Here is a 19,127-nt window from a genome sequence, read left to right on the forward strand (position 1 = left end):
GGTGGAGGACCATGTGCGGGGCCGCGGCCGGGACGCCACGGCACCGCAAAAGGGAGCCGCGGGAGGCCGGCAGGTGTCGAGCGCAGCCGAGCAGCAGGCAGTGCAGCGTGCGGTGGGTGACGCACTGCTGGACGGGAGGCCCGCCCCCGCCGGGGCACGGCGCCATGGGCTGAACGGGCTCCAGAGGGACCCCGACACGCCCGCCCCACCCGTATGGCCGGGCGCGCCCACGCCGCTCGGTGCCCGTTTCCGGGCCGGTCCGGGCGGGGCGACGGGCACGAACTTCGCGCTCTGGTCGGGCGGCGCGGAGGCGGTCGAGCTGTGCCTGTTCGACGAGGACGGCACCGAGACCCGGCTGCCGCTGACCGAGCTGACGCACGAGATCTGGCACGGCTTCGTGCCGGGCGTACGGCCGGGGCAGCGGTACGGCTACCGGGTGCACGGCCGCTGGGACCCGTGGACGGGCGCCCGCTGGAACCCGGCCAAACTGCTCCTCGACCCGTACGCGCGCGCGGTGGACGGGGACTTCACTCTGCCGCCCGAGGTGTACGGGCACGTGCGGGACTGGCCCGAGCAGCACGTGGCCGACACCGTGCGCGACACGCGCGACTCTGCCCCGTACGTGCCCAAGGGGGTCGTCGTCCACGATGCCGACGACTGGTGCGACGACCGGCGGCCGAAGACGCCGTGGGCGGACTCGGTCATCTACGAGGTCCACGTCCGCGGCTTCACCAAGCGCCACCCGGGCATCCCGGAGGAGCTGCGCGGTACGTACGCGGGCCTCGCGCACCCGGCCGCGATCGAGCACCTCGTCTCGCTCGGCGTGACGGCGGTGGAGCTGCTGCCGGTGCACCAGTTCGCGCACGAGGACCACCTGCTGCGGCGGGGCCTGCGGAACTACTGGGGCTACAACTCCATCGGCTACTTCGCGCCGCACGCCGCGTACAGCGCGTCGGGCACGGCCGGGCAGCAGGTGGGCGAGTTCAAGCGGATGGTGAAGGCGCTGCACGCGGCGGGCATCGAGGTGATCCTCGACGTGGTCTACAACCACACGGCCGAGGCGAGCGAGCTGGGCCCCATGCTGTCGCTGCGCGGCATCGACAACCGCGGCTACTACCGGCTGGCCGCCGACGCCCGCCGGTACGCCGACTACACGGGCTGCGGCAACACCCTGCACGTCGTCCAGCCGCACGTGCTGCGCCTGATCACCGACTCGCTGCGGTACTGGGTCACGGAGATGGGCGTCGACGGCTTCCGCTTCGACCTGGCGGCGGCGCTGGCCCGCTCGATGCACGACGTCGACATGCTCTCGCCGTTCCTCGCCACCATCGCCCAGGACCCGGTGCTGCGGCGGGTGAAGCTCATCGCCGAGCCGTGGGACGTGGGCAACGGCGGCTACCAGGTGGGGGCCTTCCCGCCGCTGTGGACCGAGTGGAACGACCGCTACCGGGACGCCGTGCGTGACTTCTGGCGCGGCGCCCTGCCCGACGTACGCGACCTCGGCTACCGGCTGTCCGGGTCCAGCGACCTGTACGCGTGGGGCGGCCGGCGGCCGTACGCCTCCGTCAACTTCATCACCGCGCACGACGGCTTCACGCTGCGGGACCTCGTGTCGTACGAGCGCAAGCACAACGAGGCCAACGGGGAGGGCAACCGGGACGGCACGAACGACAACCGGTCCTGGAACTGCGGCGCGGAGGGCGAGACCGACGACGAGGAGATCAACGCGCTGCGGCGGCGGCAGGTGCGCAACCTGCTCACCACCCTGCTGCTGTCGACGGGCGTGCCGATGCTGGTGGCGGGCGACGAGATGGGCCGCACCCAGGGCGGCAACAACAACGCCTACTGCCAGGACAACGAGACCGGCTGGGTCGACTGGTCGCTGCCGGAGCGGCCGGGGCCGCGCGGGCTGCTGGACCTGACGTCCCGGCTGCTGGCACTGCGCCACGCCCACCCGGTGCTGCGCCGCCGGGCGTTCTTCTCGGGCCGCCCCCAGGGCGCGGACGGACTGCGGGACCTGGCGTGGTTCACGGCGGCGGGCGCGGAGATGACGGAGGCGGACTGGTACGCCCGGACCGCGACGATCGGGATGTACCTGTCGGGGCGGGACATCCCGGGCCGGGACGCGCGCGGTGAGCCCGTCACGGACGACAGCTTCCTGGCGGTGCTCCACGCGGGCGCCGAGCCGGTGGACTTCCGTCTGCCGGGCCCGCCGTGGGCGGAGGCGTACGAGCTGGTGGTGGACACCGCGCGGGAGGACCAGTCCGGTGCGCCGGGCACGGTGCACCCGGGCGGGGAGGTGGTGACGGTGCCGGCGAGGTCGGTGCTGCTGCTGAGGGTGCGGGACTAGGGCCTCTCGTTCGGATCTTGCTGGGCTCGTGACGCCTGGACACCGCACCTCGCGGCGTTGTCGTCGGTCGCCAATGTCCCCCGTAGCCCTGCGGGCACGGGAGGTGCCCCCACCGCAGTGGCTCCCTCCTCCGCCTTGCGATGCACGGCGCCAGGCGCCACTCGCTGATCCAGCCTGATCCAAACGAAAGACCCTAGCCGCCGCTCCGGAAAACCGCGTGAGCGATGTCAGTGGCGAACCGTAGGCTCACTGCTGATGTCGGAACAGGATGCAACGACCAAGGAACGTTCAGTAGTTCGCACGCTGCTGCGGCTGTGGCCGTACGTGCGCCCGGTGCGGGCCCGGGTGGGGGCGGCGGCCGTCGTCGCCGTCGTGGCGTCCTGCCTGGGCCTGGTCATCCCGCTCGTACTGAAGTGGCTCGTGGACGGGCCGGTGGCCCGGCGGGAACCGGGCGGGGTGTGGCTCGGGGCGCTGGTGGTGCTGGCGCTCGGGCTCGCGGAGGCGGCGCTGTTCGGGCTGCGGCGGTGGCTGGTGGCGCGGCCGCTGGCGGGTGTCGAGGCGGCGATGCGGGCCGACCTGTACCGGCATCTCCAGCGGCTGCCGGTCGCGTTCCACGACCGTTGGCCGTCGGGGCAGTTGCTGTCCCGGGCGACGACGGACCTGTCGCTGATCCGGATGTTCCTGGCCTTCCCGATGACGTTCCTGTTCGTCAACGGCGTGACGGTGGTGGCCGGCTGCGGGCTGCTGCTCGCGCAGGACTGGACGCTGGGGCTGGTGCTCCTGGTGCCGGTGGTGCCGCTGATCGTGGTCTGCCACCTGTTCGAGGCGCGCTACTCGCTGGTGGCGCGGCGGGCCCAGGACCAGGTCGGTGACGTGACGACGCTCGTCGAGGAGAGCGTGCTCGGCATCCGGATCATCAAGGGCTTCGGCCGCCACCGCAGCCAGATGGCGGGCTTCCGCGCGCTGGCGGAGCGGCTGCGGGGCACCGAGCTGGCCAAGGCGCGGATGCTGGCCGGGATCTGGGCGGTCATCACGATCGTGCCCGAGCTGGCCATCGGGGCGGCGCTGGTGCTGGGCACGGTCCAGGTCTCGGACGGCGCCCTGTCGGCCGGGACGCTGGTGGCGTTCCTGTCGACGGCGCTGGCGCTGCGGTGGCCGGTGGAGTCGATCGGGTTCCTGCTGGCGATGAGCCAGGAGGCGGCGACGTCGGTGGAGCGGTTCTTCGAGGTGATGGACGAGGCGGAGGAGGACGCGGGCGGGAGCGGTGCGGTCATGTCTCCCTCCGGCGGGCTGCGCTTCGAGAACGTGTCGTTCCGCTACCCGGACGCGCCGGCGGGCGCGCCGCCGGTGCTGGACGGGGTGGACCTGGTGGTCCGCCCCGGCGAGACCATGGCGCTGGTCGGTGCCACCGGTTCGGGCAAGACGACGCTGACGGCGCTCGTGCCGCGGCTGCACGAGGTGACGGGCGGGCGCATCCTGCTGGACGGGGCCGACGTGGCGGCCATGCCCAGGGAGCGGCTTCGCGAACTGGTGTCGGTGGCCTTCGAGGAGCCGACGCTGTTCTCGGCGAGCGTCGGCGAGAACGTGCTGATGGGCGCCGGCCCCGGGGGCGCGGGTGAGGCCGAGCTGTGGCGTGCCCTTGAGGTCGCCCAGGCCGGGTTCGTCCGGAACCTGCCGCAAGGGGTCGCGACCCAGGTCGGCGAGCAGGGCCTGAGCCTCTCGGGCGGCCAGCGCCAGCGGCTGGCCCTGGCCCGTGCGGTGGTGGGCCGGCCGAGGTTCCTGGTGCTGGACGACCCGCTGTCGGCGCTGGACGTCCACACCGAGGCGCTGGTCGAGGCCGCGCTGCGTGAGGTGCTGCGCGACACCACCGCCCTGGTCGTGGCCCACCGCCCGTCCACGGTCATGCTGGCCGACCGCGTCGCCCTCCTCTCGGCGGGCCGCATCACAGCGGTGGGCACCCATCAGGAACTGCTCCGGGACAGCGCGGAATACGCCTGGCTCATGTCGGGAGCCGAAACGACGGGGGGCACACGATGACGAACACGGCCGGGGGCCCGCCCCCGCAGACCCAGGACGACGCCCAGGAGTGGTGCGCGCCCGCCGAAGGCCGCGCGCCGGGCACGGGCGAGGCTCCCGGGCATGGCGGGACCGCCGACTCGGGTGGGACGTCCGGCGCCGGCGGGGCCCCCGGTGCAGGCGAGGTCGCCGGTGCGACCAGTCGTCCCCGCCAGGGTGAGCCCTCCCGCCGGGCGGGAACGCCCGGCGCGGTAAAGCCGTCCCACGCGGGCGGGACGGCCGGCGGGGGCGGAACGGGCGACGGGGGCGGAATGGGCGGCGGGGGCGGAACGGCCGACGCGGTGAAGCCGTCCCACACGGGCGAGGCGTCCCACACGGGCGGGGCGGCCGGTGCGGGCGGGGCGGCCGGTGCGGGCGAGGCATCCGACGGGGGCGAGCCCTCGCGACCGGGCGAGGCGTCCCACACGGGCGGGGCGTCCCTCGCGGGCGAGGCCGCCGGTGCGGGCGAGGCGGCCGGCCCGGGCGAGGCGGCCGGCCCGGGGGAGCCTTCCCGCGCGGCTGGGGTGGACGTGTTCGACCGGGATGAGTTGCCCGTGGCGGAGGGTGCCACGCGGGTGTTGCTCGGGTCGCTGTTGGCGCCCCGGTGGGGGCGGGTGGTGGCGGCCGCGCTGATGCTGCTGCTGCAGCAGGCCGCCGTGCAGGCCGGGCCGCTGCTCGTCGCGTACGCGATCGACCGCGCCGTGCCCGCCCTGCGGCGCGGCGACCACGGGCCGCTGGTCGCCGTGGCGGTGGGGTACGCGGTGTGCGCGGCGGGCGCCGGGCTGTTCCAGTACGCGTTCGTCCGCACCGCCGCCCGCGTCAACCAGGACGTCCTGCTCGACCTGCGCGGGCGGATCTTCCGGCACGCGCAGGCGCTGAGCATCGACTTCCACGAGCGCTACACCTCCGGGCGGCTGATCTCGCGCTCCACCACGGACGTCGAGTCGTTGCGCGAGCTGCTCGGCGAGGGCCTCCAGGAGCTGATCGGGGTGTTCCTCTCGTTCGTCTCCATCTCCGTGCTCCTGCTCTGGCTGGACCCGGGCATCGGCGCAGTGGCGGTTGGCTCCTTCGTCCCGCTGTTCCTGCTCGTACGGCTCTACCGGCGGCGCGCGGCCGTCGCGTTCAGCGCGCGGTCGACGGCCATCGCCGCCGTCATCGTGAAGTTCGCCGAGACCATGAACGGCATCCGGCCGGTGCGCGCGTTCCGCCGGGAGCGGACCAACGACGTGCGGTTCCAGGAGCTCAACCACGACCACGAGCGCCGTAACGGCGACGCGATACTGGAGATGGCCCGCTATGTCGTCGGCTCCCGGCTGGTGGCGAACACGGCCGTCGCCGGCATGGTGCTGTGGGGTGCCTACCGGGTCGCGGCCGGGACGCTGGCGCTCGGGGTGCTGGCGGCGGCCGTGCTCTACATGCGGCGGCTGTACGACCCGATCGACCGGCTCGCGATGTTCCTCAACTCCTACCAGTCGGCGGCCGCCTCGCTGGAGAAGATCGCCGGGCTGCTGGCCCGGACCCCGACGGTGCGGGAGCCCGCCGTGCCCCGCGCCCTGCCCCCGTCCCGCACGGGGAGCCCGGGCCGCGAGGTGGTGTTCGAGGATGTCCGGTTCGGGTACCGCACGGGCGGCGAGGTGCTGCCGCGCTTCTCGCTGACGATCCCGGCGGGGCAGACCGTCGCGGTGGTCGGTTCCACGGGCGCGGGCAAGTCGACGCTGGCCAAGCTGCTGGCCCGGTTCTACGACCCCACCGGCGGCCGGGTCCTGCTCGACGGCGTGGACCTCCGGGAGCTGGCCACGCCGGAGCTGCGGCGCGGGGTGGTGATGGTGACCCAGGAGGCGTTCCTGTTCTCCGGGACGGTCGCGGAGAACATCGCGATCGGCCGGCCGGACGCCACCCGGGAGGAGATCGAGCGGGCCGCGAAGGCCATCGGCGCCCATGACTTCATCGCCGGCCTCCCGGACGGCTACGACACCGACGTACGCAAACGGGGCGGCCGTATCTCGGCCGGGCAGCGCCAGTTGGTCGCCTTCGCCCGGGCCCTGCTGGCCGACCCGGCGGTGCTGATCCTCGACGAGGCGACCAGCTCCCTGGACGTCCCGGGCGAACGGGCCGTGCAGCGCGCCATGGACACGGTGCTGCACGGCCGCACGGCGGTGGTGATCGCGCACCGGCTCTCCACGGTCGAGATCGCGGACCGGGTGCTGGTGATGGAGGGCGGCAAGATCGTGGAGGACGGCTCGCCGGCCGAACTGACCGGGGGGAAGGGAAGGTTCGCGGGTCTGCACCGGGCGTGGCGGGAGAGCCTGGTGGGGTGAGCCGAGTCGTTCACCCGTCGGAATATCCGTGCACGTGCATGGAGTTGGTAGCAGACATGACCACCGACACCGCCCCTGTCACCGACCGCTCGTTCCTCTTCGTCCTCGGCAGCTCCCGCGCCGACGGCAACACCGAGATCCTGGCCCGGGCCGCCGCCGAGCAGTTGCCCGCCGGCGTCCCACAGCACTGGGTGGACCTCAACACGCTGTCCCTGCCCGACTTCCAGGACGGGCGGCACGAGACCACCTGGTCGGCCGGGGAGACCGAGGAGGAGCTGCGGCGGGCCACCCTGGCCGCCACCGACGTCGTCATCGCCTCACCCCTGTACTGGTACACGGTCTCCGCGCAGACCAAGCGCTACCTCGACTACTGGTCGGGCTGGCTGACAGTGCCCGGCTCCGACTTCAAGGAGCGGATGGCGGGCCGGACGCTGTGGGGTGTGACGGTCATGGCGCATGAGCAGGAGGCCGTGGCCGACGGCTTGGTGACGACCCTGAACAACTCGGCGGCGTACATGGGGATGCGCTTCGGCGGGGTGCTGTTCGGCAACGGCTCCCGGCCCGGTCAGGTGCGGAACGACGAGCGGGCGATGGTCCGCGCCAAGACCTTCTTCCAGCGCGAGGCCCCGCTCGCCCGCTTCCCCTACGAGGAGGCGTAGCCCCACGCGGGAATCTTCCGCTCCGGGAAACGTCCGGGCCGGGAATCGTCCGCCGGAATCCGTCCGCTGAGCGAACACGGGTTTTCGGGCAACGGACGATTTCCGGCCAATCTGTTGACGCGCTCCTGACAGCGAGCCTTGGCGGGCGCCACTCTTACCCCGTTCTCCGCACCGCGTGTTCGACGCGTGTTCCTTTGTTCGTTCCGCACGTGTTCCGCGCTTGTTCAGGCTGCTCCGCCCGGCCGGCCCACCCAGCCGCCCGGTACCCCCCTCGCAATAAGGAGTCTGCGTGAGATCCACGCCAAGCCGTCGCGCCACCGCGACCGGTGCTCTGATCGCCGCCGCCGCCATGCTCGCCGTGGGCGTGCAGACCGGTGCCGCCACCGCCGCCGATGACCCGTGGACCGCCGCCCCCAAGGCCCAGGCGGCCGGCAAGGCCGACCCCGGCGCCCTGCCCGCCGACCTCTCCCCCGCGCAGCGCACCGCTCTGATACGCGCGGCCGAGGCCACCAAGGCCGACACGGCCAGGGAACTCGGCCTCGGCGCCCAGGAGAAGCTCGCCGTCCGCGATGTCGCCCAGGACCGTGACGGCACCACCCACACCCGCTACGAGCGCACCTACGCCGGGCTTCCCGTCCTCGGCGGCGACCTCGTCGTCACCGAGACCAAGGCCGGGCGGACCGAGGCGGTCAGCAAGGCGTCCCGGGCGGAGCTCAAGGGCGTGGACACCACGGCGGACATCGCCCCGGCCGCCGCCGAGAAGCAGGCCCTGAGCGCCGCCCGCGCCGAGGGCTCCAAGGCGACGGACGCCGAGCGCGCGCCGCGCAAGGTGGTCTGGCTGGCGCAGGGCAAGCCGGTCCTCGCGTACGAGACCGTCGTCGGCGGCCTCCAGCACGACGGCACCCCGAACGAGCTGCACGTCGTCACCGACGCCACCACGGGCGCCAAGCTCTTCGAGTGGCAGGCCGTCCACAACGGCACCGGCAACACCCAGTACAGCGGCCAGGTCACGCTCGGCACCGCGCCCTCGTACACGCTGACCGACACCGGCCGCGGCAACCACAAGACGTACAACCTCAACCGTGGCACCTCCGGCACCGGGACGCTGTTCTCCGGGCCCGACGACATCTGGGGCGACGGCACCCCGCAGAACCTGGAGACGGCCGGCGCCGACGCCCACTTCGGCGCCGGGGTCACCTGGGACTACTTCAAGAACGTCCACGGCCGCTCGGGCATCAGGGGCGACGGCGTCGGCGCGTACAGCCGCGTCCACTACGGCAACGCGTACGTCAACGCGTTCTGGCAGGACAGTTGCTTCTGCATGACGTACGGCGACGGCGCGGGCAACGCCAAGCCGCTGACGTCCATCGACGTGGCCGCCCACGAGATGAGCCACGGCGTCACCTCCAACACCGCCAAGCTCGTCTACAGCGGCGAGTCGGGCGGCCTCAACGAGGCGACCTCCGACATCTTCGCCGCCGCCGTCGAGTTCTACGCCAACAACGCCCAGGACAAGGGCGACTACTTCGTCGGCGAGAAGATCGACATCCGGGGCAACGGCACTCCGCTGCGCTACATGGACAAGCCGAGCAAGGACGGCTCGTCGAAGGACTACTGGTACTCCGGTATCGGCGGCATCGACGTGCACTACTCCTCCGGCCCGGCCAACCACTGGTTCTACCTGCTCTCCGAGGGCAGCGGCGCCAAGACCGTCAACGGCGTGAACTACGACTCGCCGACCTCCGACGGCCTGCCCGTCACCGGCATCGGCCGCGACAAGGCCGCGCTGATCTGGTACAAGGCGCTCACCACCAAGTTCACCTCCACCACCAACTACGCGGCCGCCCGCACCGGTACCGTCGCGGTCGCCACCGAGCTGTACGGCGCCGGCAGCGCCGAGGTGAAGGCCGTCGAGCACGCCTGGGCCGGCATCAACGTCGGCTCCCGCCCCGGCGGCGACCCCGGCACCGGCAAGGTCTTCGAGAACACCACCGACGTCGCCATCCCGGACAACGGCGCCGCCGTCACCTCCACGGTGAACGTCACCGGCATCGCCGGCAACGCCCCCGCCACGCTCAAGGCGGACGTGGACATCGTCCACACCTGGCGCGGTGACCTGGTCGTCGACCTGGTGGCCCCGGACGGCTCGGTCTACAACCTGAAGCCGTTCAGCTCCTCCGACTCGGCCGACAACGTCAAGGCCACCTACACGGTGAACGCCTCCAGCGAGGTCGCCAACGGGAGCTGGAAGCTCCGCGTCCAGGACAAGGCCGCGCAGGACACCGGCTACATCAACAGCTTCAAGCTGACCTTCCCGTAAGCCGGGGAGCGGATGACCGGCCGCCCGGTGGCACCCCGAGTGCCGCCGGGCGGTCGTGCGTGCGGCGGTGGTACAGCAGGGGCGTACGGTCCGGGTGATGGGCGCTGTGCACCACCCGTCCCACCAGCAGCGTGTGGTCCCACACGTCATAGCAACTGTCGACGGCGCAGACGACGCTGGCCACCGCTCCCGTCAGCACCGGCTGGCCGTCCTGGACGGCCCACGGCACGCCGGTGAAGCGCCGGCCCGGCGGCTCCTCCGCGAACCGCCGCGTCAGGTCGCGCTGCTCCCAGCTCAGCACGTTGACCGCGAAGGCACCGACGCGCCGGATCTCGCGGGCGGTGCGGCCGGCCGCCGCCAGGGAGACCAGCAGGCCGGGCGGGTGGAGGGAGAGGGACAGCACGGCGCTGGCCGTGCAGCCGACGGGGCCGTGGCACGCGGCGGCGGTGACCACCGTGACGCACGTGGGCATGTGCGCCATCGTGGCGCGGAAGGCGTCCGCCTCGGGGGTCACCGCGCGCTCCGGTACGGCGCCAGCGCGGCGCGCAGTTCGTCCGGGACCGGAACCGGCCGCATACCCTGCTCGGTGCGGCGCATGCACGCCACGGTCTGGCCGCCCCGCGCGACGAGCTGGGGCACGGGGGCGTTGGTGCGGTAGTAGTCGAAGCCCATGCTCACCTGGTGGTCGCCCGACGCGGTCAGCGACATCCGGATGCCCACCCGGTCCATGGCGTACAGCTCGCTGAAGTACGCGCAGTGGCAGTCCACGGTCACCAGGGCCAGCTCGCCGCTCAGCGCCCGCAGCACCCCCGGCGCCCGTTCCGCGAGGAACCGCTCCCGGCAGTGGCCCTGCCAGCGGAGGTAGTTGGTGAAGTAGACGTTCCCGACGAGGTTGGTCTCCTCCAGCGTGACCAGGTGCTCGTACGTGTACGTGGGTGTCGTCACCGTCGTCATGGGGCCTCCTCCGGACCGCTGAGCACCGCCACCGCCACCCGCTCCCCGACCCGCTCCACCCGCAGGACCCCCGAGGCGATCAGGGCGTCGCCGGAGCGCATCAGGACCCACCCGCCGTCGAAGACACCGCCCAGGGTGAGCGGCGCGCGGGGGGACCGGCCCGCCTTGGCCAGGCACTCCAGCGCCGTCCACACCCGGGTGGCCGCCACGTCGAAGGGCTCGCCGCTCTGCCGGAGCAGCAGCTCGGTCAGGGCGAGTCGTTCCGTACCGAGGACGCGTTTCCAGTCGTCCTCGCCGCGTGCCGTCACGGCCTCCCAGTCGCACGCCACCGGTCCGCGAGCACCGTTCCCGACCTGGAGCACCAGGCCGCCCAGGTGGCTGCGGGACAGGCCCGGGCCGGGGCGTCGCGCGGTCCCGGACCGTTCACCGGGCCGGACCGTCACGCGCAGTTCCTCGCCCAGGCCGAGTGCCGTCGTGGCCCGCTCCAGCAGGACGCCCAGCAGCGGTGCCGGCCAGGGGCGCTCCCCGCGCGGCAGCGGGCCGACGTCCTTGAGCCGCAGCCCGCGCCACCGGATGACGGGGCGGCCCGTGGCGTCCAGGCCCTCCGCGTCCCAGGTGTACTCGCCGTCCACGGCGGCGCGTTCGGTGCCCCGGACGCGCTCCACCGGTCCCGCGCCCGGCCGGACCGACAGGGACTCGGCGGCCACCGGCAGCAGTCTGCGGTGCGGCACACAGGCCTGGAGCGCGTGCAGCGTGGCGTCGTTGGCGGAGGGGTCGCCCAGCAGCGGCGCGGCGAGCGGCGGCGGGAACCACGGGACGGGCCGCCCGGCCGCCAGGGTGGCCAGGCAGGTGCGCGCGGAGGGCGCCGTCAGGCCGCGTACCCGCCGGAAGCGGCCGGTGTGGAAGTACAGCGGCCCGTACAGCTCGTCGGCGCCCAGCTCCTCGGCGTCGCTCGACGCGGCCTGTGGGTGGTGGCCGTTCGGGGAGGGCGCGGCGAGCGGGAAGACGGCGCGGAAGTGGTCCACGCAGAAGTCGCTCTCGTCGCTGCGCAGCACGGCCTCGACGCGGTCGCCCCGGTGCAGCGCGCACACCCGTAGGGTCCGGACGCCCTCGTCCGGTACCGTCACCGGGCGCGTCCAGGCGATGTCGCGGGCCTCGCGGAGGGGGACGCCCGCCAGGGCCGAGGCCGCCTGGGCCATGGCCTCCAGGCCGAGGACGCCGGGCAGCCAGACGACGCCGTCCAGCCGGTGGCCGGTCAGGTAGGGGTCGGTGCGCGGGCCGAGCCGCGCGTCGGCGACCAGCTCGACGCCCGGCTGGTGGACGCGCGGCTCCTCCAGGAACCGCTGCGGCGGGCCGGGCACGGGGGGCACCGGCACGTCGCGCCCGAGCCTGCCGTGCACGGCGACGGTGGGCGGGACGCGGTCCCCGGCCGCGAGGAGGCGCAGGAACAGGTCGGTGCCGGTCTCCGGGGCGATGGGCGTGACGTCCTCGCGCACGAGCGCGTCGAGCACGCCGAGCCGTACGCCCATGCCGGCGCCGGACCACACCGACCAGTCGACGTTCAGGACCCGGCAGCGCGGCGCCAGCTCCGCCGCGAGCCGTTCCAGCTCGGTGCGCAGCACCCCGTTGGCCAGGGCGTAGTGGCTCTCGCCGGGCAGACCGTGACGGCCGATCACCGAACCGAAGCCGACGAGCAGCCGCAGCCGTTCGGTGGGCAGCGCGGCGAGGAGGTGGCGCAGTCCGGCCGCCTTCGGGGCGGCATGGGCCTCGGCGCGCGCCTCGTCCAGGTCGGCGAAGCGCACCGGTTCGTTGATCCCGGCGGCGTGCAGGACGCCGGTCACCGGGCGGCCGAGCCGGTCGTTGAGCCGGCGCACCGCCCGGGCCACCGCCGTGGCGTCGGCCAGGTCGGCGGTCTCGTACGCGGCGCTCACGCCGGCCCCGGCCAGCGCCGCCAGGTTGGCCCGCAGCGCCTCGTCGCGCTCCGGCCGGGCGCGGCCGATCAGGGCGAGCCGGACGCCCGTCCTCCGCCCGAGGGCCATGGCGCAGGTGTGGCCGATGCCCTTGCCGCCGCCGCTCACCAGCAGCACGTCGTCGGGGCCCAGCGGCAGCGGCCTTCCGGGGCCGGGCTCGGGGAGCCGCAGCACGTGGGCCGCCGGGACGTACGGCGTGCCGTGGTCGTCGAGGACCAGCTCCTGGTACCGGCCCGGTTCGGCGCCCGCGAAGCGGGTGGCGTGGCGGAGGCCCGCCTCCGTCGGGGGGACGCGGAGCAGGGTGACGCCGAGGCCAGGGTGTTCCTTGTGGAGGCTGCTGAGGAATCCCGCGAGGGCGGTGTCGTGGGCGACAGCGACCAGGCGCCCGGTGCGGATCGCGGAGCGGGCGGCGGCCAGGAGCCGGGCGACCGGTGGCGGGCCCGGGACGGGCGGTACGTAGAGGAGGTCGGTGTCCTCGTCGGAGGCGGTGGCGTAGATCTCCTTGGCGCGTACGGCCAGTTCGCCGTCGCCGAGCACCGTGGTGCGCCACCCGGGGCTCGGCGACGGCAGGCCGCGCCGGGCGCGGTGCGGCCGCTCGGTGAAGCAGTGGACCCAGGTGTCGACGCCGGTGACGGCGGTGTCGGGCGCGGGCCCGGCGGCGGACGGCAGCGCGTCGAGGGCCTCGACGAGGTCGCGCACCCGGGCGTCGGCCAGCGAGAGCGGGGCGGCCGGCGGCCGTCGGCCCATGCGGTGCGCGGCGGTGGCGGCGAGCTGGGTGACCGTCAGGGAGGTGAGGTGCAGGTCGGTCAGCAGCCGGGTGTCCATGCCGATCAGCTCGGGCTCCAGCTCGGTGGCCCGCGCGAGCAGGTCGCGTACGGCGGCGGTGGTGTCGGCGGCGGTGGTGTCGGTGGCGGTCGCGTCCGGTGTGGGCCGCGGGGCGGCTTCCGGCTCTTCGGGGCTGGGTTCCTTGTACGGCGGCGCCGCCGAGCACGGGCTGCTGAGGAAGGTCCGCTCCCGCCGGAGGTCGAACGGCCGTGCCGCACGGCCCGCCGTCAGCGCGTCGAGCCGCTCGCACGCCCCGGCGGCGAACAGGGCGGCCGCCGCGTGGGCGGTGGCCTCCGCACCGGGGTCGCCGGAGCCCACCGTGACGACCGGGATGCCGCAGCCCTGGTCGGTGAGCAGGGCGGCGAGGCCCTGTCCCGGGCCGCAGGCGCAGAACAGGTCCGTGTCCGGCAGGACGCCGCTGACCGCGTCCCAGAACCGCACGGGCGCGGTGACCTGTTCGGCCAGGAGGTCCGCCAGGTCGTCGTCCGGGGTGAGCGCCCTGCCGTGGACGGTGGACACCAGGCGGCGCGCGGGCGGGCCGAAGTCCAGGTCGTCCAGCACCCGGCGCAGCGGCGGGACACAGGGCCGGACCGCCGGGGAGTGGAAGCCGTGCGACACGGGAAGCAGCGTGCGGGCGACCCCCGCCCGGGCGGCCCGTTCCGAGACCACCCGCAGGTCCGCCTCCGGCCCGGCGACCACCACCGATCGGGGGCCGTTGTGGGCGGCGACGACCAGGTCGGTGCCCGCGCACAGCACGAGCGCGGCGGAGGGTTCCGTACGCAGGCTGAGCATGCCGGTACCGGAGGCGCCGAGGGTGGCCATGAGCCGGCCGCGCGCTCGGACGAGCCGGAAGCCGTCCCGTACCGAGAGGGCACCGGCCCACACGAGCGCGGTGATCTCGCCCAGGCTGTGTCCGACGGCGGCGTCCGCCGTGACGCCGAGGGCGTCCAGCACGCGCAGACCGGCGAGCGAGGCCCGGTGGATGGCCGGCTGGGCCGTCTCGGTGCCCGCGGGGCCGGCCAGGCCGGGCGCGCCCTGGCCGGGGAACAGCAGGGTGACGCGGCCTCGTACGCCGTGTCCGATCCAGGCGCCGGGCAGGCGGGTCAGGCCGCCGCCGGGTCCGGCGCCCTCGGCCAGGCAGGCGGTCACGGAGGCGGCGCGGGCGGCCAGTTCGCCGGGGGTGGCGGCGACGACCGCGGCCCGCACCGGACCGCCGGGCCGCTCGCGGGCCGACTGGGCGGCCAGGTCGTGGACCTCGGCGAAGGACAGCCGGTGCGCGACTTCGGCGACGCGTGCGAAGAACGCCCGCACCTGGCCCGCGTCCGCCCCGGCAGCGGCGATGACGGCGTGTTCGGGGGCGGGTCGGCGTACCGGCAGGGGGCCGCGCGCCGGGCGGGGGGCGTGGGCGGTGGGCGCGGAAAGCACGAGGTGGGCGTTGATGCCGCCGAAGCCCATGGAGCTCACCCCGGCCAGCCGGGGCCCTTCCGGCCAGTGTTCGGCCTTGCGGAGGACGCGCAGCGGTGACGTGTGCGACCGCAGTACCGGGTGCGGGGTCTCGCACCCGGTGGTCGGCGGCAGTACGCCGGTGTGCAGGCTCATCGCCGCCTTGATGACGCCCGCCGCCCCGGCCGCCGCCTTGGTGTGCCCGATGTTGGCCTTCACCGTGCCGAGCGCCGCACGCGCGCGTGCGCCCTCCCGCAGCGCGGTCAGCGCGCTCAGCTCCACCTCGTCGCCGACCCGCGTCCCGGTGCCGTGGCCTTCGTGGAGCAGGACGTCGCGCGGGTCGGCGCCCGCCAGGTCGTACGCGCGGCGCAGGGCGAGGAGTTGCCCGTCCAGGCCCGGCCGGGTGATGCCGCCGCTGCCGTCGGAGGAGACGCCCCAGCCGCGGATCTCGGCGTACACCCGCAGTCCGGCGGCCCGTGCGTCGGCCGCCCGGGTCAGCGCGAGCATGCCGCACCCCTCGCCGGGCCAGAACCCGGCCGACCGCTCGTCGTACACCCGCATGCGGTCGGTGGCGAGCGCGCCGGTCTTGGCGAACCCGACCAGCTCGAACGGGTCCAGGCTCAGGTCCACCCCGCCGGCCAGCCCGAAGTCGACGCTGTGGTCGGCGAGCGCCCGGCACAGTTCGACGACCGCGAGCAGCGAGGAGGCGCAGGCGCCGTCGACGGTCCAGCCGCCGCCGTGGAAGTCGAAGTGGTTGCAGATCCGGCCGGCGATGGTGTTGGACAGCGCCCCGGCGAGCGACTCCTCGGTGGTCGGCGGGAACGGCGCGAGGTAGCCGGCCGCCGCCCGGCGCACCACGTCGTCGCGTACGTCGCCGGTGACCCGGGCGGCCTCCAGGGCGGCGGCGAGGACCCGGCGTACGTACGGCCAGCGCAGCCGGAGCGTCCCGGCGCGGGTGGCGTCGCCGGTGAGGCTGTTGCCGAGGACCACCGCGACCCGGTCCCGGACCAGCCCGGCCCCGCCCGGGAAACCGGCGTCGTCCAGCGCGCGGGCGGCCGTCTCCAGGGCGAGCCAGTGGGCGGGGTCACCGGCCCGGTACACCGGTCCCGGGATGCGGAAGGCCGACCGGTCGAACGTCCAGCCTTCCAGGACGGCCGCGTAGAGGCTGTACGTCTTGTCGGCGGCCGTGGGGTCGGGGTCGTGGTAGTCGTCGGTGTCCAGCCGTTCCCGTGGCAGGCGGCGGAACGCCCGGCGCTGGTCCAGGACCATCTCCCACAACCGGCCGGGCCGGTCGGCGTCCGGGTAGCGGCAGGCCATGCCGACGATCGCGACGGCCCGGTCGTCGTAGGCGCCGCTCATCGTGACTCCGGGACGAGCGGCCCGCGCCGGGCGGCCGGCAGCCACGCCGGGACCCGCACCGGCATCGGCGCGAGGCGCTCGGCGGCCACCAGGACGAGCGCCCGCAGCAGGCAGGCGATCACCAGCGCGAAGAAGAGGCCGAAGACGATGTGGAACTGGACGAGTACGCCGTAGACGGCGGCGGTCGTCACCCCGAAGACGACCTGGTGGCGCGGGCGGGCCGGGGTGGTGCCCGGGTCGGTGATCATGTAGTTGGTGAACAGGACGAACGCGACGCCCGTCATCGGCAGCAGCGCGCTCGCCAGCGAGATGTCGGTCAGCGCCCAGCGGATGACGCCCTGCGCCACGAACCCGGCGGCCCAGCCGGCGATCAGCGGTGTCTTGCGCGTCAGTTTGGCGTTCAGCATGGTCCCGGCCGCGAGCACCGCCAGCGGGATCAGCCAGTCCAGCGGGCCGGCGGTCCACTCGGTGAACTGGTACGGCGGTGCGATGCCGACCCAGGGGAACAGCAGCAGGACCAGGACGATGCCGGTGTTGCTGGGGTTGAGCACGTGCCGGGGCCGTCCGGCGACGCGGACCTTGACGACGTACTTGCTCGCCACGCCGGCGACGGTGGCCAGGACGGTGGGCATCAGCCGGTCGTTGGCGTACAGCAGCATCGCGCAGGCGAGTGCGGTGATGTAGGCGGGCAGCAGGAAGTCCACGATCGCGCCGGGGGAACGCCCGGCGAACCAGGGGCGGGTGCCCCGGGCGTACGTGTCGACGGTGGCCAGCACGCCCTCGGCGGCCAGGCCGGACAGCACCGCGACGACCGGGGTGAGGTAGGCCTGTTCGAAGCCGAGCAGGGTGTGGCCGACCACGGTCAGTACAGTGATGGAGAGCCCGAACCGGCGCAGTGCGGCGCTGCGCGGGTCGTCCGGGCCGCCGAGCACACGGCCCATCGTGCGGCCGAGTCGGGTCATCGTGCTGCCTCCTCGTCGAGGACGAGCTCGTGCCATCCGGGGCGGAGCGTCGCGGTACGGGTGTGCGTGCGGCCGTGGCCGTCGCGCCAGGTGACGCGTACGGGCAGCGACGCCTTCGCCGGGGTGTCGCCGAGGCCGAAGGTGATGTCCGGGGCGTTCACCCCGTTGTGGCCGTTGGCGGGGTAGACCTGCGCGGTACGGACGGTGCCGTCGGGCAGGGTGAGGGTGGCGGTGGCGCCGATGGCGGGCCGGGTCGGGCCGTGGGCGGTCGGCAGCCGCAGCCGGAGCCCCAGGGCGGGGTGTGCCGGGCCGGTGTTGCGGTACATCACCGACGGCGCCCACTGGTTGGCCACCACGAAGTCGAGCCGGCCGTCGGTGTCTACGTCACCGACCGCGAAGGCGCGGCTGACGGCGTCCGTGCCGACGCCGGCCTCGCGTGCCACGTCGGTGAAGCGGCCGCCGGAACCGGTGCGGACGAAGAAGGTGTTGCGGTCGTGGCCGGACAGTTCGGTGCCGGCCGGGAAGTGCGGCCACAACCGGGGGTGGTCCAGGATCAGGTCGTTGGACATGGCGGTTTCCTGCAACTGGGCCCAACTGTTGGTCCGTCCGGCGACGAAGCCCGTGGCGTGCATGATCTCCGGGCCGCCGTCGTTGTCGAAGTCGGCGGCCTTCACGTCCCACGTCCAGCCGGTGCGGGACAGCCCGAGCGGCTCGCTGTGGTCGTCGTAGGGGGCCGTGCCCCGGTGGAGGGCGCGCCCGGCGGCCTTCGGGGTGCCGGTGGCGGTGAACGCGAAGTTGCTCTCGTGCAGGGCGAAGTTCTCGGCGATGTTGGCGACCAGGATGTCGGGCACCCGGTCGGGGCCGAGCTGGGTGAAGGCCACGCCCATGCCCTTGAAGGAGTCCCGGCCGAGCACCTTGGACTTGGGGGTGGTCGCGTGCCGCACGCCCACCGCCTCGCGGAACCGGACGCGGCCCGGGGAGGACTGGTTGACCAGGAGCTGGTCGGGGCCGAAGTCGTTGGCCACGTACAGCTCCGGGCGGTGGTCGCCGTCGAGGTCGTACGTCCCCATGGCGAGGGTCCAGCCGCGCGCCGCCCCGGTGTCGAAGGCGTCTTGCACCTCGGTGAACCGGGCGTCGGGGGCGGGGCCCCGGGTGGCGCCGGTGAAGCGCAGCAGCCGGTTGGTGCCGCCGTTGCGGGCGTTGGACAGGGAGGCGTTCATCACGAGCCGGCCGGGCTGGTGGGCCGTCGGGTCCAGGACGCGGGCGCCGTCGGGGAAGTAGTTGCCGAACGCCAGGTCCAGGTGCCCGTCGCCGTCGTAGTCGCCGAGCGTCGCGGCGTTGGTGTTCCACACGGCGCGGGGGCGGACGAGCTCCCGGGCGAGGAAGGCTCCGGCGCCCGGCGGGAGGCCGGGGCGGCGCATGAACAGGGCGGGTGAGCGGCCCCAGTAGTAGACGATCACGTCCTGCCACCCGTCCTCGTTGAGGTCGGCGGGCAGGCAGCCCATGGGGGCGACGTGGGCCGGCATGGTGGCGGCCGGCGGGCGGAGGGTGAAGGGGGCGTACCGGCGGCCGGTGCCGGGGGCCGGGCGGACGGTCACCGTGTCGGTGCGCGGATCGACCAGGCAGATGTCGCGCGACACGCTGCCCCCGTCGGCCGCGAGGAGCGCCACCCCGGCGCCCACGGAGGAGATCCAGGACGGGATGTCCTTGTACGCGGGGGCGACCGGCCGCAGGGTGCGGTCGCCGGGCCGCTCGGCGGGGGACACGAGGTGCGGCGAGAAGGCGAACCGCTGGGCGAGGCGGTCGCGTTGCGCGTCGGACGCGGCGGGCGGCTGGCTGAGGTGCCACAGCAGCAGGCAGGCGAGCAGCGCGGTGATCCGGGCGAGGTTCCGGCGCGCGAAGGTCGTCATCG

The 19,127-nt window shown here is 74.3% G+C and carries 10 protein-coding genes; 5 read left to right on the forward strand and 5 right to left on the reverse strand.

Translation table 11 applies throughout. The features are described 5' to 3' along the window. Positions 1–169: 169 nt before the first annotated feature. The 5 genes from glgX (at position 170) to AB0J57_RS08480 (ending at position 9,702) form a co-directional block, all read left to right on the forward strand. Positions 170–2,350 carry a glycogen debranching protein GlgX gene (gene glgX, locus AB0J57_RS08460; protein WP_366127815.1) on the forward strand — a complete coding sequence of 727 codons (2,181 nt, stop codon included), beginning with the start codon at positions 170–172 and terminating at the stop codon, positions 2,348–2,350. Between the two features lie 255 nt (positions 2,351–2,605). Next, a complete protein-coding gene (locus AB0J57_RS08465) occupies positions 2,606–4,387 on the forward strand; it encodes an ABC transporter ATP-binding protein (RefSeq protein ID WP_366127262.1) in 1,782 nt (593 codons plus the stop codon). Beyond that, the gene (locus AB0J57_RS08470; protein WP_366127263.1) at positions 4,384–6,723 is read left to right on the forward strand and encodes an ABC transporter ATP-binding protein; all 2,340 of its coding nucleotides are present in this window, start codon (positions 4,384–4,386) and stop codon (positions 6,721–6,723) included. Before AB0J57_RS08465 ends, AB0J57_RS08470 begins: the two co-directional genes overlap by 4 nt. Before the next feature lie 56 nt (positions 6,724–6,779). Then, positions 6,780–7,382 carry an NAD(P)H-dependent oxidoreductase gene (locus AB0J57_RS08475; protein WP_366127264.1) on the forward strand — a complete coding sequence of 201 codons (603 nt, stop codon included), beginning with the start codon at positions 6,780–6,782 and terminating at the stop codon, positions 7,380–7,382. A 289-nt stretch (positions 7,383–7,671) separates the two neighbouring features. Then, positions 7,672–9,702, forward strand: a complete 2,031-nt coding sequence (locus AB0J57_RS08480; protein WP_366127265.1) for a M4 family metallopeptidase — start codon at positions 7,672–7,674, stop codon at positions 9,700–9,702. Here the strand turns inward: AB0J57_RS08480 and AB0J57_RS08485 are convergent. The 5 genes from AB0J57_RS08485 to AB0J57_RS08505 are packed head-to-tail and all read right to left on the reverse strand — an operon-like array spanning position 9,683 to position 19,125. Then, positions 9,683–10,216, reverse strand: a complete 534-nt coding sequence (locus AB0J57_RS08485) for a flavin reductase family protein (protein WP_366127266.1) — start codon at positions 10,214–10,216, stop codon at positions 9,683–9,685. The two genes, AB0J57_RS08480 and AB0J57_RS08485, sit on opposite strands and share 20 nt — an antisense overlap. Beyond that, a complete protein-coding gene (locus AB0J57_RS08490; RefSeq protein ID WP_366127267.1) occupies positions 10,213–10,656 on the reverse strand; it encodes a thioesterase family protein in 444 nt (147 codons plus the stop codon). Before AB0J57_RS08490 ends, AB0J57_RS08485 begins: the two co-directional genes overlap by 4 nt. Further along, entirely contained in the window at positions 10,653–16,253 is a 5,601-nt protein-coding gene (locus tag AB0J57_RS08495; RefSeq protein WP_366127268.1) for an SDR family NAD(P)-dependent oxidoreductase, read from the reverse strand. The genes AB0J57_RS08490 and AB0J57_RS08495 overlap by 4 nt, the downstream gene beginning before the upstream one ends. Next, positions 16,250–17,215 (reverse strand): enediyne biosynthesis protein UnbU, encoded by a 966-nt coding sequence (locus AB0J57_RS08500; protein WP_366127269.1) that lies wholly within the window; start codon positions 17,213–17,215, stop codon positions 16,250–16,252. The genes AB0J57_RS08495 and AB0J57_RS08500 overlap by 4 nt, the downstream gene beginning before the upstream one ends. Further along, positions 17,212–19,125 (reverse strand): CRTAC1 family protein, encoded by a 1,914-nt coding sequence (locus AB0J57_RS08505; RefSeq protein ID WP_366127270.1) that lies wholly within the window; start codon positions 19,123–19,125, stop codon positions 17,212–17,214. Before AB0J57_RS08505 ends, AB0J57_RS08500 begins: the two co-directional genes overlap by 4 nt. Positions 19,126–19,127: the final 2 nt, after the last annotated feature.

It is taken from the genome of Streptomyces sp. NPDC049837, assembly GCF_040674455.1.
In the GTDB taxonomy this organism is placed as follows: Bacteria; Actinomycetota; Actinomycetes; order Streptomycetales; family Streptomycetaceae; genus Streptomyces.

Coding starts and splice junctions, on each gene's coding strand:
- AB0J57_RS08465 (WP_366127262.1), top strand. CDS start 2,606: ATGTCGGAACAGGATGCAACGACCAAGGAACGTTCAGTAGTTCGCACG.
- AB0J57_RS08470 (WP_366127263.1), top strand. CDS start 4,384: ATGACGAACACGGCCGGGGGCCCGCCCCCGCAGACCCAGGACGACGCC.
- AB0J57_RS08475 (WP_366127264.1), top strand. CDS start 6,780: ATGACCACCGACACCGCCCCTGTCACCGACCGCTCGTTCCTCTTCGTC.
- AB0J57_RS08490 (WP_366127267.1), bottom strand. CDS start 10,656: ATGACGACGGTGACGACACCCACGTACACGTACGAGCACCTGGTCACG.
- AB0J57_RS08495 (WP_366127268.1), bottom strand. CDS start 16,253: ATGAGCGGCGCCTACGACGACCGGGCCGTCGCGATCGTCGGCATGGCC.
- AB0J57_RS08500 (WP_366127269.1), bottom strand. CDS start 17,215: ATGACCCGACTCGGCCGCACGATGGGCCGTGTGCTCGGCGGCCCGGAC.
- AB0J57_RS08505 (WP_366127270.1), bottom strand. CDS start 19,125: ATGACGACCTTCGCGCGCCGGAACCTCGCCCGGATCACCGCGCTGCTC.